Origin of the sequence: Micromonospora endophytica (assembly GCF_003236305.1) — a bacterium.
Lineage (GTDB): Bacteria > Actinomycetota > Actinomycetes > Mycobacteriales > Micromonosporaceae > Micromonospora > Micromonospora endophytica.
Genome location: NZ_POTX01000016.1, coordinates 33,261 through 47,883 on the forward strand (window position 1 = coordinate 33,261; position 14,623 = coordinate 47,883).

The 14,623-nt window shown below is 72.6% G+C and carries 13 protein-coding genes and 1 pseudogene; 6 read left to right on the top strand and 8 right to left on the bottom strand.

Annotation, left to right across the window (positions count from 1 at the left end; all coding sequences use genetic code 11):
- Positions 1 to 21 precede the first annotated feature (21 nt).
- From C1I93_RS04290 to C1I93_RS04300, 3 genes are read left to right on the top strand one after another with little or no spacing between them, the layout of a single operon-like run.
- Positions 22 to 831 (top strand): ABC transporter ATP-binding protein, encoded by an 810-nt coding sequence (locus C1I93_RS04290; RefSeq protein WP_111241908.1) that lies wholly within the window; start codon positions 22 to 24, stop codon positions 829 to 831.
- On the top strand, positions 828 to 2,897 hold the full coding sequence (locus tag C1I93_RS04295) for a penicillin acylase family protein (RefSeq protein WP_111241890.1): 2,070 nt from the start codon (positions 828 to 830) through the stop codon (positions 2,895 to 2,897). The genes C1I93_RS04290 and C1I93_RS04295 overlap by 4 nt, the downstream gene beginning before the upstream one ends.
- Positions 2,890 to 3,465 carry a GNAT family N-acetyltransferase gene (locus C1I93_RS04300; RefSeq protein WP_111241891.1) on the top strand — a complete coding sequence of 192 codons (576 nt, stop codon included), beginning with the start codon at positions 2,890 to 2,892 and terminating at the stop codon, positions 3,463 to 3,465. Before C1I93_RS04295 ends, C1I93_RS04300 begins: the two co-directional genes overlap by 8 nt.
- Here the strand turns inward: C1I93_RS04300 and C1I93_RS04305 are convergent.
- The 7 genes from C1I93_RS04305 to C1I93_RS04335 form a co-directional block, all read right to left on the bottom strand.
- On the bottom strand, positions 3,432 to 4,136 hold the full coding sequence (locus tag C1I93_RS04305) for a RibD family protein (RefSeq protein ID WP_111241892.1): 705 nt from the start codon (positions 4,134 to 4,136) through the stop codon (positions 3,432 to 3,434). The genes C1I93_RS04300 and C1I93_RS04305 overlap by 34 nt on opposite strands.
- Positions 4,133 to 4,762, bottom strand: a complete 630-nt coding sequence (locus C1I93_RS04310; protein ID WP_111241893.1) for a GTP cyclohydrolase II — start codon at positions 4,760 to 4,762, stop codon at positions 4,133 to 4,135. The genes C1I93_RS04305 and C1I93_RS04310 overlap by 4 nt, the downstream gene beginning before the upstream one ends.
- 17 nt (positions 4,763 to 4,779) lie before the next feature.
- Positions 4,780 to 5,688, bottom strand: a complete 909-nt coding sequence (locus tag C1I93_RS04315; RefSeq protein WP_223256235.1) for a lysylphosphatidylglycerol synthase domain-containing protein — start codon at positions 5,686 to 5,688, stop codon at positions 4,780 to 4,782.
- A gap of 134 nt (positions 5,689 to 5,822) precedes the next feature.
- Entirely contained in the window at positions 5,823 to 6,665 is an 843-nt protein-coding gene (locus C1I93_RS04320) for a small ribosomal subunit Rsm22 family protein (RefSeq protein WP_111241895.1), read from the bottom strand.
- Positions 6,650 to 7,696: a glycosyltransferase family 4 protein gene (locus C1I93_RS04325; protein ID WP_223256222.1), complete on the bottom strand. Its 1,047-nt coding sequence runs from the start codon at positions 7,694 to 7,696 to the stop codon at positions 6,650 to 6,652. Before C1I93_RS04325 ends, C1I93_RS04320 begins: the two co-directional genes overlap by 16 nt.
- A 1-nt stretch (position 7,697) precedes the next feature.
- A complete protein-coding gene (locus C1I93_RS04330; RefSeq protein ID WP_111241896.1) occupies positions 7,698 to 8,117 on the bottom strand; it encodes a 6-pyruvoyl trahydropterin synthase family protein in 420 nt (139 codons plus the stop codon).
- Between the two features lie 3 nt (positions 8,118 to 8,120).
- Entirely contained in the window at positions 8,121 to 9,101 is a 981-nt protein-coding gene (locus tag C1I93_RS04335) for a zinc-dependent alcohol dehydrogenase (RefSeq protein ID WP_111241897.1), read from the bottom strand.
- 296 nt (positions 9,102 to 9,397) lie between these two features.
- Between C1I93_RS04335 and C1I93_RS33185 the strand changes: the two are divergent.
- Positions 9,398 to 9,769: pseudogene (locus C1I93_RS33185) on the top strand (CDP-alcohol phosphatidyltransferase family protein); the annotation flags it as partial.
- A gap of 107 nt (positions 9,770 to 9,876) precedes the next feature.
- Positions 9,877 to 11,772 (top strand): alkaline phosphatase family protein, encoded by a 1,896-nt coding sequence (locus C1I93_RS04345; RefSeq protein ID WP_438819576.1) that lies wholly within the window; start codon positions 9,877 to 9,879, stop codon positions 11,770 to 11,772.
- Between the two features lie 23 nt (positions 11,773 to 11,795).
- Here the strand turns inward: C1I93_RS04345 and C1I93_RS04350 are convergent, their stop codons facing one another.
- Positions 11,796 to 12,917 (bottom strand): ricin-type beta-trefoil lectin domain protein, encoded by a 1,122-nt coding sequence (locus C1I93_RS04350; RefSeq protein ID WP_111241900.1) that lies wholly within the window; start codon positions 12,915 to 12,917, stop codon positions 11,796 to 11,798.
- A gap of 488 nt (positions 12,918 to 13,405) precedes the next feature.
- On the opposite strand from C1I93_RS04350, the gene C1I93_RS04355 reads away from it, so the two are divergent.
- On the top strand, positions 13,406 to 14,623 hold a 1,218-nt coding region (locus C1I93_RS04355; RefSeq protein WP_258378260.1), incomplete at its 3' end, for a glycoside hydrolase family 27 protein.

The window sequence follows — 14,623 nt, forward strand, 5'->3', positions numbered from 1 at the left end:
ACCGATGAGAACGGAGCAACCATGTCGACCTCCCGGCTGGGTGGGACCGGGCTACGGCTCGCCTACGACAGGCGTGTCGTCGCCGACGAGCTGACCGTCGCCGTACCGGACGCATCCTTCACGGTCATCATCGGCCCGAACGCCTGCGGCAAGTCCACCCTGCTGCGGGCCCTGTCCCGGCTGCTGAAACCAGCCGCCGGGGCGGTGCTGCTCGACGGTGCGGACATCCACCGGCAGCCGGCCCGCGCGGTGGCTCGTACGCTCGGGTTGCTGCCGCAGTCGCCGACCGCGCCGGACGGCATCGGCGTGGCCGAGCTGGTGGCCCGGGGCCGCTACCCGCACCAGGGCCTGCTACGCCAGTGGTCGCGTGAGGACGAGCGGATCGTGGCCGAGTCGATGGCCGCCACCGGCGTCGCCGACCTCGCCGACCGGCTCGTCGACGAACTCTCCGGCGGCCAGCGACAGCGGGTCTGGCTGGCCATGGCGCTGGCCCAGCAGACCCCGCTGCTGCTGCTGGACGAGCCGACCACCTACCTCGACATCGCCCATCAGATCGATCTGCTCGACCTCTGTGCGCGGCTGCACGAGGAGCAGGGCCGCACCCTGGTCGCGGTGCTGCACGACCTCAACCACGCCGCCCGCTACGCCACCCACCTGATCGCCATGCGCGGTGGGCGGGTCGTCGCCGCCGGTGAACCGCGCGAAATCGTCACCGCCGAACTGGTCCGGGAGGTCTTCGGTCTGCCCTGCCGGGTCATCGACGACCCGGAGACCGGCACCCCGCTCGTGGTTCCCGCCGCCCGCGCCCGCACCGGTACGGTGCTTTCGTGAGCGAGCGCCAGCCAGCGAACCATCAGCCCAGTGCGCGGTACCGGGACGGCTACGGCGTCCCGCATCTGCGCGCCGCCGACCACGACGCGCTGGCCTTCGCCCAGGGGCGGGTCACCGCCCACGACCGGGCCTGGCAGATCGAGGTGGAGCGACACCGGTCCCAGGGCACCAGCGCCTCCTTCCTCGGCCCAGAAGCGGTCGACTGGGACGTCCTCGCCCGCCGGGCCCGGCTGGACGACACCGCGCGGCGCTGCCACGCCGCCCTCGACCCGGCCACCGCCGCCTGGGTGGGCCGCTACGTCGACGGCGTCAACGCCGGGCTGGCCGCGGGCGCCGCCCGGGCACCCGAGTTCGCCGCCGCCGGCCTGACCGCCGGTCGCTGGCAGCCGTGGACACCACTTGCCGTCTGGCTCGGCCACCACCTGCTCTTCGCCGGCTTCGGCACCAAGCTGTGGCGCACCCACGTGACGCGGCGGCTCGGCCCCGACGCCGTCCGGCTGTTCGCCGCCGACGGTCACCTCACCTCGGGCAGCAACGGCTGGTTGCTCGCCGCCGACCGCACCGCCGACGGCGCGGCGCTGATCTCCGGTGACCCGCACCGGATCATCGAGGCGCCCGGCATCTACCAGCAGATCCGGCTCGCCTGCCCGGAGTACGACGTGCTCGGCTTCGCCGTGCCCGGGGTGCCGGGCATCGCCCACTTCGGCCACGCCGGGCCGGTTGCCTGGGCCATCACCAACGCCATGGCCGACTACCAGGACGGGTACGCCGAACGACTGCGCCGCCAGGGTGACCGGGTCGAGGCGTACGGGCCGGACGGGTGGCGGCCTGCGCACCGGCACCTGGAGTCGATCGAGGTGGCCGGGGCGGACCCGGTCGACGTCGAGGTGATCGAGACCGAACGCGGGCCGGTGGTCTCCGGTGGACCCGACGACGATCCAGCGGTGACGGTGAGCCTGCGCCATCCGCCCCGGGTCACCGGCGAGCTGGGCTTCGCCGTGCTGCCGGCGCTGCTGCGCGCCCGCACCGTCGCGGACCTCGACACCGCCCTGGACGGCTGGGTGGAGCCGGTGAACGTGGTGCTTGCCGCCGACACCACAGGTGCGCTGCTGCACCGGGTCGCCGGCCGGGTGCCGCGCCGCCACCCGGACAACGGGCTGCGGGTGGTGCCGGCCTGGGACGCGCAGCACACCTGGCAGGGCTGGCAACCGATGCCGAAGGCCCCGGTCACGCAGGTGGCGGTGATGGCAAACGATCGGGGCATCTCCGCCGGACTCGGCGTCGACTTCGCCCCGCCGTACCGCGCCGAGCGGATCCGCGAGCTGCTCACCGCCGGCACCGCCTGGCGGGCCGACCAACTGGCCGGCGTGCACACCGACACCCACCTCGGCTCGGCCGGTCCGGTGCTGGATCTGCTCACCGGGCTGGACGGGCTCACCGCCGACGCTGCCGCGCTGCGCGAGCGTCTGCTGCGCTGGGACCGTCGGATGGCCGCCGACAGCCTCGACGCGGCGGCCTTCGCCGACCTGCGGGCGGCGCTCGTCCGCCGGCTCGCCGCTGACCCGACACTTGCCGCCCTGGCCGAACAACCCGACTACCCGGAAGTGTTCCGGCCCTGGCTGGCCCTGCCGCCCCGGATCGGGTACGCGCTGCCGGCCCTGCTCCACGCCGACCTGCCCGGCCTGGACCGGGACGCGCTGCTGCGGGCGGCGCTCGAGGAGGTCGCCGCCGCGGGCGACACCCGCAGCTGGGGTGAGCGGCACCGGCTTGTGCCGTGGCGGGCGCTGCCCGACCCGGCCGCACCACCCGGACCGCAACTCGCCGGCGACCACGACTGCGTGCTGGCCACCGCGAGCGTTCCCGGGGTCACCGACCTGTGCCTGCGTGGCCCGGCCGCCCGCTACGTGTGGGACCTCGGCCGGCGGGAGCGCAGCCGCTGGGTGGTGCCGCTGGGCGCCACCGGCGCCGGCCCGCACCGCGCCGACCAGTTGCCGCACTGGCTGCGCGGCGAGCTGATCGAGGTGGTCTGCGACTGGAACCTGCTGACCGAGGAACGCGATGAGTGAACGACAGCACCACGAACGGCACGTACCCGACTTCGGTCTCGTCACGTTCCGGCCGGTCGACCCGGACACCGACGCCGACGTCATCCACTCCTGGGTCAGCCAGGAACGGGCCCGGTTCTGGGGGATGCGCGACGCCGACCGGGACCGGGTCGCCGAGATCTACCGGTACGTCGACTCGCTGCCCACCCACCACGCGTTCCTGACGCTGCGCGACGGGGTGCCGGTGGCGCTGTTCCAGACCTACCAACCGGAACACGACCCGGTCGGCGAGTGCTACCCGGTCCGCCCCGGCGACCACGGCGGCCACCTGCTGATCGGCACGCCGGTGCGGCCCGAGCCGGGATTCACCGGCACGCTGCTCGGCGAGTTCGTCGCGTTCGTCTTCGCCGACCCGGACCGGCTGCGGTTGGTGATGGAGCCGGATGCCCGCAACGACAAGGCGATCACGCGGCTGCGGCGGGCCGGTTTCGTCGACGGCCCGCTGATCGACCTACCGCACAAGCGGGCCCGGCTGATGTTCCTCGACCGCCCCGCTCACCCGGCCTCGCAGCGCTCCGACAGGGCGTAGCGGGTCAGCACCACGTCACCGATCTGGCGGGCCTCCAGCACCCGGGCGCGTCGGCCCGGATGCCAGGGGAAACGCCCTTCCCCGACGAACCGTGGCGCCCGCCCGTCGCCTACGAAGAAGGGCGCCACCACCAGGTGCAGTTCGTCGGCGAGCCCGGCGGTGAGGAACTGCCCGTGCATCCGTGCGCCGCCCTCCACCAGCAGCCGGCGCACCCCCCGGTCGGCCAGGTCGGCCAGGGCGCGGGCCAGGTCCACCGGGTCACCGACGTCGACCACCGTGGCCCGCTCACCGAGCCGGTGCCGGGTCTTCTCCACCGACCCGCTGGCGCAGTAGACGATCCGGTCGGTCGCGCCGACGGTGAAGAACCGGGCCGTCGGGTCCAGGTCACCGCAGCCGGTAACGGTCACCCGGACCGGTGACTCCGGCAGGCCACGGGCGATCCGGTCGGCCCGGCGGTGCGCGCCCCGCACCAGCAGCCGGGGATCGTCGCGGCGGACGGTGCCGGCGCCCACCAGGATGGCGTCGCAGTCGGCCCGGACCGCGTCCACCCGGTCGAGGTCCGCGTCGTTGGAGAGCATCAGCCGCTCGTCGGTGGCGTCGTCGATGTAGCCGTCGATCGACGTCGCGCAGCTGAGCAGCACGTACGGCCGTGCCGCCGGCGGACTGGTCACCGGACGAACGGAAGGTCGACGGTACGGGCGGCGCGGCTGGCCTTGGCCGCGAGATAGTCGGCGTTGGCCGGGGAGAGGAAGACGCCGGTCGGCACCTGCTCGGTCACGGTCACGCCGAGGCGGCCGAGCTGCTCGACCTTCTCCGGGTTGTTGGTGAGCACCGCGATCGGCCCGACCCCGAGGGCGGCGAGCATCTGCACGGCGACGGTGTAGTCGCGCTCGTCCTCGGCGTGACCGAGCGCGACGTTGGCCTCGAAGGTGTCCAGCCCGGCGTCCTGCAACGCGTACGCGTCGAGCTTGGCGTACAGGCCGATGCCCCGGCCCTCCTGCCGCAGGTAGAGCAGGTAGCCGCCGACCTCGGCGATCCGCTGCACGGCCTCCCGCAGCTGCGGGCCGCAGTCGCAGCGCTGGCTGCCGAACACGTCACCGGTGAGGCACTCGCTGTGCGGGCGGACCAGCGGCGCGGTCCCGCTGTCGGGCTCGCCGAGGGCGAACGCGAGATGTTCCCGGCCGTCGACCAACCCGTCGAAGGTGAACAGCCGGGCGGTGGTGGCGTAGCCGTCGGGAAACCGCAGCGGCACAGTGACCTGCGTCCGGATGGTGGCGACAGGCAGTGATTCGGACATGGGTCTCCTCGTCAGACTCAGACGGTGGCGGGTACACGGACACGTCGGGCCAGCAGCACGGCGGCTCCGGGCAGGCTCGCGACGAGCACCAGAGCGCCGTACACCGTCGCGGTGGCCACCCCCTCGGCGGCGGTCAGGCCGGCGGCGGCGAACGCCCACGCGGCCACCCCCTCGCGGGGGCCGAACCCGGCGACGTTCGCCGGCACCCCCATCGCGAGCAGGGCCAACAGGGTCAGCGGCAGCAGCAGGGTCAGCGGGGCGGTGGAGCCCGCCGTCCGCGCCGCCAGCAGGAACGTCGCGAGGTGCCCGGCGACCGCGAGCGCGGAGGCCACCAGCACGCCCGCCCAGGTACGCCGGCCCAGCAGCCCGGCGCGCACGTCGGAGACGGCGGTGACCAGCGCGCGGGTCCACCGCGAGGCACCTGATTCCGGAAGCAGCCAGGCGGCCAGCAGCACGGCGGCCAGCACCGCCACCGCCACCGCGGTCGCCACCGGCAGGTAGGGGCGCACCGGCGACGGGAAGGCGAACAGCAGCACCACCCCGATGGCGATCAGCACGACCTGCCCGGCGACCCGCTCCCAGACCACGGCCCGGATGCCGCGGCCGACGTCACCGGCCTCGCGGCCGTGGCGCACCGCCCGGTGCACGTCGCCGAGGATGCCGCCGGGCAGGGTGGCGTTGAGGAACACCGCCCGGTAGCAGTGCGCCACCGCCTGCGCCAGCGGCAGCCGTACCCCGATTCCTTCGGCGACCAGACGCCACCGCCAGGCGACGCAGACCGTGGTGAGCACGCCGAGGGCCAGGGCCGCCACCAGCGCGGGCGCGTCGATCAGGCGCAGGCCGGCCAGGAACGGGTCGGTGCCCAGCCAGTAGACCAACCCCGCCAGCACGGCGAGGCCCAGCCCGAGCCGGGCCCAGCCCCACAGCGACCGGCGGGTCGGTGCGGTCGCGGGTGCGGGTGCGGTCGCGGACGCGACAGCACCAGCTTGCTCCCCCAACGCGGCCTCCCGAACATGACGATCTTTCCTGACTGTACGCACGAAAGCTGCGAGCCGTCGGTTCAACGGGGTACGGCGAGCAGGTCAGCGTGGTCCACCTGTACCCAGAGCCGGCCGGTTTCAGCCTCCGCCAGCCGACGTCGTGCGTACTCGCGGGTGCGGTCGGCCAGTTCCGGGCACTGCTCGCGGGCCGCGTCGAGCCAGCCGGTGAACCACTGCGCCGCCAGGGCGCCCTGCTCCGGCCCGAGCCGCCACGGGCTGGGCCGCGTGTGCACTGTCACACCGTGCCGAGCGAACGCGGCGGCGCAGGCGGCCGGGGCGTCCGGGCCGAGCAGCCGCCGCCCGGCGTGGGTACGGCGTTGGTGGGCGTTGAACGCCGCGGCGACCTCGGCGTCCAGCGGGTCGGCCGGGGTCAGCCGCACCTCGCCGGTCACCGAGATCAGGAACAGCGTCGGGCAACCGGCCTCGGCACAGACCGCGACCAGGTGCGCGAGTTCGTCGGCGGTGAGCATGTCAAGCAGCGCCGAGGCGGTGACGAGATGGGCGCCGCGGAAGTCGGCGGCGGTCAGCCGGGTCAGGTCCACCCGACGCGTACGCACCGTGACCGGCGTGCCGTCGGCGGCGCTTGCGGGTCGCCCGGCGGCGGCCCGGGCCAACAGGTCCGGATCCTGGTCGTAGAGGGTCCAGTGCTGTGGGCCGGGCAGCAGCGGCGCCAGCCACCGCCCCAGCGACCCGGTGCCGGCGCCGAGGTCGTGCACCACGAACGGCCCGTCCCCGGTCAACGTGGCGCGGACCGCGTCGACCAGCTCGGTCGACCGGGCCGCCACGTCGGCCGGTTCCCGCAGCGCGAGCCACTGCGCGAAATCCGGCGGTAGCTCGATGCCTACCCCTACCTCGCTGACCATGCCATCGTCTCCTTCAGCGCCGTGTCGATCCGGCTGGTGGTGCCGGTCCAGTCCTCGAGAGCGGTGCGGCGCTGCGCGGCGGCGCGCCGCAGCCGGGCCCGCAACGTCGGGTCGTCGAGCCAGTGCCGCAGCGCCGTGGCCAGTGCCGCCGGGTCCTCGGGCGGCACCAGCAGACCGGGGCGCACACCGGTCGCGGTGTGCCCGAGGGTGTCGGGCACACCGCCGACGGCGGTGGCGAGCACCGGAATGCCGCGCGCCAGCGCCTCGGTCACCACCATCCCGTACGTCTCCCCCCGCGAGGGGTGGATCAGCAGATCAGCGGCGGCGTACGCGGCGGCGAGCCGGTCGCCGGTCAGCGGCCCGGTCAGCCGGACCCGGGGGTCGAGCCGGTGCCCGGCCAGCCGTGCGCGCAGCCGGTCCACGAACGCCGGTTCGCGGTGCAGCGAGCCGACGCAGGTGAGCGTCCAGGTCCGGTCGGTGATCCCGGCGAGGGCCTCGACCAGCACGTCGTGGCCCTTGTGCGCGGCGACCGCCGCGACACAGAGCAACGCCGAACCGGTCGCCGAACCCGGCGCGGGCGGCGCCGGATCCACCCCCGGCGCGGCCACGTGCACCCGCTCCGGGGGCAGCGGATACCGCCGCAGCAGCTGCTCGCGGGTCCAGTCGCTGGTAGCCACGACGGTCCGGACCGACGCCAGCGCCCGGGCCTCGGTGTCGTCGTCGCGGGGCAGGTGCACCAGGGCGACCAGCCGCAGCCGCCGGGCGTACCCGGCGAGCACCTCCGGCACCACCGAGGCGACCAGCCCGTCGACGAGCACCAGCGCGTCGTCGGGCAGGCCGGCGAACACCTCGGCCAGCGCGGCCTGCTCCGCCGGGGACGGCTGCGGCCAGGCACCCGGCACGGCATGCTCCCGCACCGACCAACCGGCCTCGACGAGCCCCACGCAGATCCGCCGGTCGTAGCCGTTGCCGCCGCTGGGTGACGCCGGATCGTCGATGTCACCCGGCAGGATCACGTGCAGGACCGGCACGTCAGGCGGCGTCCCCGCCGGCGCCGAGCGTCCGTTCGTAGCTGGCCCAGGCCACGTGCGACTCGTGCAGGGTGACCGTGATCCCGGTCAGGCCCCGGGCACCGGGACCGAGGTCACCGGCGTGCACCCGGTCGGCGAGCCGGTCGGCGATGGTCCGGGCCAGCACCTCGGTGGTGGTGTTGGTGCCGGCGAAGGCGGGCTCGTCGTCGAGGTTGCGGTAGTTCAGCTCACCGAGCACCGCCTTGAGCTGCTCGGTGGCCAGCCCGATGTCGACCACGATGCCGTCCTCGTCGAGATCGGGGCGGCGGAAGCTGGCGTCGACGACGAACGTCGCGCCGTGCAGCCGCTGGGCCGGGCCGAAGACCGCGCCGCGGAAGCTGTGGGCGATCATGATGTGGTCACGGACGGTAACGCTGAACACGGATCACTCCCCGTCGTAGGTGATGAGGTGGCACAGCGCGGGCAGGTCACCCGCGCTCAGTCGGCTGAGCACGTCGGGCAGCTCGGCGAAGGGCGACCGACCGGTGATCAGAGCGTCGAACACCGGGTCGGCGAGCAGGTCCAGGGCGAGCGCCAACCGGTCGGCGTAGTCGCGGCGGTCCCGACGCGCGGGGGCGACCCGACCGACCTGGCTGCTGCGGATGGTCAGCCGGCCGGAGTGGAACGCCGCGCCGAGGGACAACTGCACCTGACGGTCGCCGTACCAGCTCAGCTCCAGCACGGTGCCCTCGGGCGCCAGCAGGTCCAGGCCGCGTTGCAGGCCGGCGGCGCTGGCGCTGGCGTGCACCACGAGGTCGCGCCCGCCGCTGGCCGCCTCCGGCGCGGCGAAGTCGACGCCGAGCGCGGCGGCGATCTCGGCCCGGGCCGGGTCGGTGTCGACGAGCTCCACCCGGACCCCCGGGAAGCGGGCCAGCAGGGCCGCCACCGCGCATCCGACCATGCCCGCGCCGATCACGCTGACCCGGTCGCCGACCAGCGGCGGGGCGTCCCAGAGTGCGTTCACCGCGGTCTCCACCGTGCCGGCCAGCACCGCGCGGGCCGCCGGCACCTGATCCGGTACGACGGTCACCGCGTCGGCCGGCACCACGTACGCGCTCTGGTGCGGGTACAGGCAGAACACCGTCCGTCCGCGCAGGTGCTCCGGACCCTGCTCGACCTCGCCGACACTGAGGTAGCCGTATTTGACCGGGGCGGGAAAGTCGCCATCCTGGAACGGTGCGCGCATCGCCGCGTACTGGCTGGGGGGCACGCGACCGGCGAAGACAAGCGTCTCGGTGCCCCGGCTGACCCCCGAGTAGCGGGTGCGGACCAGGACCTGGTCGGCGCGCGGCTCGGGCAGCGTCACCGGGCGGATCTCACCTGCACCGGGCACGCTGAGCCAAAACGCGCGGGCCGTTCGGGTCACCGGTATTTCTCCCTTACCTGCGTCCGGATCGAACCGATCCGTCGTATATCCCGTACTCCCCCCTGGCAGGGGTCGTCGATCATAAACACGGAGGCACGGTGTCCACAGTTCGAACCGGTCCGCAACTCGGGCTACTGGTCCAGGTCGTGCTCCTGGCGGGGCTCGCGGCGACGGTCGGTCTCGGCATCGTGGGCTGGCTGGCCGGGCTGGCGTACGGTGCGGTGACCTGCCTGGCGCTCGTGCGGGGGCTGCGGCGGGCCGGCTCGGCCCGGCTCGGCCCGGCCGACTGGGTCACCATGGGCCGTGGGCTGCTGGTCGGCGCGGTCACCGCGCTGATCGCCGAGACGTTGATCACCGGCCGGGCCGCGCCGGTCGCGGTGCTGGTCACCATGACGGCGGTGGCCCTGACGCTGGACGCCGTCGACGGCAAGGTGGCCCGGCGCACCGGGACGACGAGCGCCCTCGGCGCCCGGTTCGACATGGAGGTCGACTCGTTCCTGGTGCTGATGCTGAGCCTCTACGTCGCCCCGTCGGTCGGGGCCTGGGTGCTCGCCATCGGCCTGATGCGGTACGCGTTCCTCGTGGCCGGCTGGCTGCTGCCGTGGATGGACGCGCAACTGCCGCCACGGTACTGGCGTAAGGTGGTCGCCGCGGTCCAGGGGATCATGCTCGTGGTCGCCGCGTCCCAGGTGCTGCCCGGGGTGCTGACGACCCTGGTGCTGGTGGTGGCGCTCGGCATGCTCGTCGAGTCGTTCGGGCGGGACGTGATCTGGTTGTGGCGACACCGCGTCACCCGGCCCGCGCCGGCGCTCGTCGTGCCGATGGTGCCGATCCCGGTCCGGAACATCGACCGGCCCGAGGAGATCGACCTGTCGACCGCGCCCGTCCTGTCGCTGCGCTGAACCGGGAGAACCTGTTGTCGACCTCCGACCCGTCGATCGTGGCGGGCACCGACCAGACCACCACCATCGCCGAACCGCCCGACGCACCGGCCGAGAGCAACTCCGGCCCGGAGCCGTCGGGTGATCACCTCCCGGATCCGGCGCCGCGCCGACGGCGGGCGGTGCTGACCCGGGTGGTCACCGTGCTGGCCGCCGCCCTGGTGCTCGGCGCGCTCACCCTGCCCAACCGGCCCTGGCAGCTCGAACCCGGCACCTTCCTGCGCATCCCGCTGGAAGCGCTGCTGGTGGTCGCGCTGCTGCTCGCCCTGCCCGGCCGACCCCGTCGCGTGGTGGCCGCGGTCTCCGGGCTGCTGGTCGGCCTGGTGGCCGTGGTGAAGGTCGGTGACATCGGTTTCTACTCCTCGCTGGGTCGACCGTTCGACCTGGTGCTGGACTGGTCGCTGCTCGGCCCGGCCTTCGACTTCGTGGCCGAGTCGATCGGCCGCCCCGGCGCGATCGCCATCGCGGTCGGCCTCGGGCTGGTGCTGCTGGCCGTACCGGTGCTGACCGCGCTCTCCACGGTGCGGCTGTCCGGGGTGCTGGTGCGGCACCGCACGGCCACCACCCGGGTGGTCGCCTCGCTGGTGGTGGTCTGGGCGCTGCTCGCCACCTTCCAGGCCCGGATCGTGACCGGCGTGCTGGTGGCCGACAGCAACGCCAGCACGCTTGTCTACGAACACGCGTCCGAGGTGCGGGAACGGCTGGCCGACCGGAAGGCGTTCGCCACCGAGGTCGGCACCGATCCGTTCCGCGACGTGCCCGCTGACCAGTTGCTCACCGGGTTGCGCGGCAAGAACGTGCTGATCGCCTTCGTGGAGAGCTACGGCCGCGACGCCGTCTCCGACCCCGAGTTCGCCTCGGTGCAGCGGGTGCTCGACGAGGGCAGCCAGCGGCTGGCCGCCGCCGGCTTCGCCAGCCGCAGCGGGTTCCTCACCTCGCCGACCATCGGTGGCGGCAGCTGGCTGGCCCACGCCACCCTGCTCTCCGGCCTGTGGATCGACAACAACCAACGCCACAAGAGCCTGCTCGCCAGCGACCGGTTCACCCTCGGTGACGCCTTCAGTCGCGCCGAATGGCGCACGGTCGGGGTGATGCCGGCGGTCAACCAGGCGTGGCCGGAGGGGGAGTTCTACGGCTACGAACAGTTCTACAGCGGACCCGACCTGGGCTACCGGGGGCCGAAGTTCGCCTTCGCGCCGATGCCCGACCAGTTCGCCATCCACCAGTTCCACGAGCGCGAACTCGTCGGGCCGCGGGACCGGCCGGTGATGGCCGAGTTGGCGCTGGTCTCCAGCCACTCACCGTGGACCAAGGTGCCCTCGGTCGTCGACTGGGACGACATCGACGACGGGGAAGTGTTTCGGCAGGGCATCATCGGCACCCCGACGGCGCAGGCCCGCACCGGTTACCGGCATTCGATCAACTACACGCTGCGTACCCTGATCTCCTACGTGGAAACGTACGGCGACGAGGACACGGTGCTGGTCGTGGTCGGTGACCACCAGCCCGCACCGGTGGTCACCGGCGACAACGCCAGCCCCGACGTGCCGATCCACCTGCTCGCCAAGGACCCGGCCGTGTTGGACCAGATCGCCGACTGGAACTGGCAGGAGGGTCTGACCCCCGACGCCAACGCCCCGGTCTGGCCGATGGACTCCTTCCGGGACCGGTTCCTCACCGCCTTCGGATCCACCCCCGAGCGGCCCCAGGCCCAGGGCCAGGGCCGCTGACGGTCGACCGGCGGTAGCTTCGGCTACTGCCGGTTCCACCGCTGGTTGGCCTGGCCGTTGCAGCTCCAGAGGACGAGTCTGGTGCCGTTGGCGGTGCCCGCGGCGTTGGCGTCCAGGCAGAGGCCCGACTGCACGCCGGTGATGGTGCCGTCGGCGTTCAGCTGCCACTGCTGGTTGGACCCGCCGTGGCAGTCGTAGATCTGGACCCGGGTGCCCGGCGAGGTGCCGTACCCCTCGGCGTCGAGGCACTTGTTGCTGCCCTGCCCGGACAGGGTCCGGCCGGAGGTGTAGGTCCACTGCTGGTTGGTGCCGCCGTGGCAGTCCCACAACTGGAGCTGGGTGCCGTTGGTGGTGCTGAAGCCCGGCACGTCGACGCACCGGCCCGATCCGACGCCGACGATCGTGGTGGTCTGGCCTGGGGTACCAGGGTTGCCCGGGGTGCCGATGCTGCCGGGCACCGACTGCAACGCGCTGTACCAGACCGCGGCCATCTTGTCGTAGCCGGCGGCGGTCGGGTGGATGCCGTCGATCAGGTCGGCGGTGGTCAGCGCGCTGTGCATGTTCACCAGGTGCACCCGCTTGCCGGCGTTGACCTTGCTCTGCACGATGCCGGGGATCGCCGCGTTGAAGGTGCGTACGGCCGCCGCCTGGTTGGTGTTCGTCAGCGTGATGATCTGCGCGACGAACACCTCCGCGTCGGGCGCGGTGGTGGTGATCCGGTCGATCAGGCTGGAGAGCCGGTTCGGCGCGGTGCTGACGTTGTAGTTCTGCAAGATGTCGTTGGTGCCGATGTGCAGCAGGACGGTCTTGGGTCGCTGGGTGTTCAACCAGCCGACGATGTTGGCGTCGATCTGGTCGATACGCCAGCCGGGATGCCCCTGATGGTCGCGGTCACCGAGGCTGGTCGGGCCGTTGAACTGCGACCCGACGAAGTCCACAGTGTATCTGCCGTTGACCAGGCGCTGCCAGAGACCGATCCGGTAGCCGCCCGGAATCTGGGTGCCCTCGGTGATCGAGTCACCCAGCGGCATCACCCGTACCCCACCGTTGGACTCCGCACTGGCGGTGCCGGCCGGCGCCAGCACCGCGGCGGCGCCGAGACCGAGTGCGGCGACCAACGTGAGCCAGCGTGCTCTCGTCCGCATAAATCCACTCCTACCAGCCGGGTCCCCCGCTTCGGCCAGCCCGGCATGCGGGTGCTGCCGGACGAACGCGGCGGGTCGCGTGAGCGTTAACAGAGAAGTTTATCGATTGTTATCGCCAGGCTAACGCCCGTCAACCTCCACCCTGCACCGTCGCCAACCCCTGCGCCGCGACCCACTGGCGGCCGGCTGGAGACAGCGGCCACCACGGCAGCGACCGGACATTGACCGACTTCTGTGTGAACGCTAAAGTCATCGACGATTGGCGATCCATCTCGGAGTCGGGCCCGATGGTGATGCGCCGGAAGCGGGACTCGCTCCCGCTGGGCACCGGCGGCGGCCACCCCAGTTCGTACGACTCTGGCCCCGGCCCTGACCAAAGCCGTCTCGCTCGGCTTCCCCGGGGCCCTCCTTGAGAAAAGGACGGCAACTCCATGAGATGTTTCGCTCGCGGTCGCCGATCGGCAGCCGCGCTGGCGGCCGGACTGCTGATGGCGGCGGGTGCCGCCATCGTGCTGCCGGTCTCCCCCGCGCAGGCGCTCAACAACGGTGTGGCCCGCACCCCGCCGATGGGCTGGAACAGCTGGAACACCTTCGGCTGCAACATCAACGAGACACTGATCCGGCAGATGGCCGACGCCATCGTCAACAGTGGCATGCGTGACCTCGGCTACAAGTACGTCGTCGTCGACGACTGCTGGATGAACTCCACCCGCGACGCCCAGGGCAACCTGCAGGCCAACCCCAGCCGGTTTCCCAGCGGCATGAAGGCGCTCGGCGACTACCTGCACGCCCGCGGCCTGCTCTTCGGCATCTACCAGGCGCCCCTGGACCGCACCTGCGCCCAGTACTTCGGCAGCTACCCGGGCGCCACCGGCGCGCAGGGGCACGAGGTGCAGGATGCCCGCCAGTTCGCCGCCTGGGGCGTCGACTACCTGAAGTACGACTGGTGCTCCCCCAGCGGCACCATCAACGACCAGGTGGCCCGGTTCGCCATCATGCGCGACGCCCTCGCCGCCACCGGCCGGCCCATCGTCTACAGCATCAACTCCAACAGCATCCACGCCAAGACCGGGCCGCAGCGCAACTGGGGCGATGTCGCCAACATCTGGCGCACCACCGAGGACATCACCAACGCCTGGAACACCGGCCAGACCAACGGCTACCCGATGGGCATCCAGAACATCATCAACGTCAACGTGCCGCTGGCCGGCTACGCCGCGCCGGGCTCCTTCAACGACCCGGACATGATGGAAGTCGGCCGGGGCGGCATGAACGACACCGAGATGCGCAGCCACTTCGCGATGTGGGCGATCATGGCATCGCCGTTGATCGCCGGTAACGACATCCGCAACATGGACGCGGCCACCCAGACCATCCTGAAGAACCAGAATCTCATCGCGATCAACCAGGACACCCTCGGCCGGCAAGCCACCCAGGTCTCCTTCGACGGCACCCGCCGGATTCTCGCCAAACCGCTCGCCAACGGCGACGTCGCGGTCGCCCTGTTCAACCAGGGCGGTTCCACCACCACGATCTCCACCACCGCCGCCGCGATCGGCAAGTCCGGAAGCTCGTTCACCCTCCGCGACGCCTGGACGAACGCGACCTCCACCACCACCGGCGCGATCTCCGCCAGCGTCCCCGCCCACGGCACCGTCGTGTACCGGGTCAGCGGCTCGTCCACGAGTCCCACCGCCACCCCGACG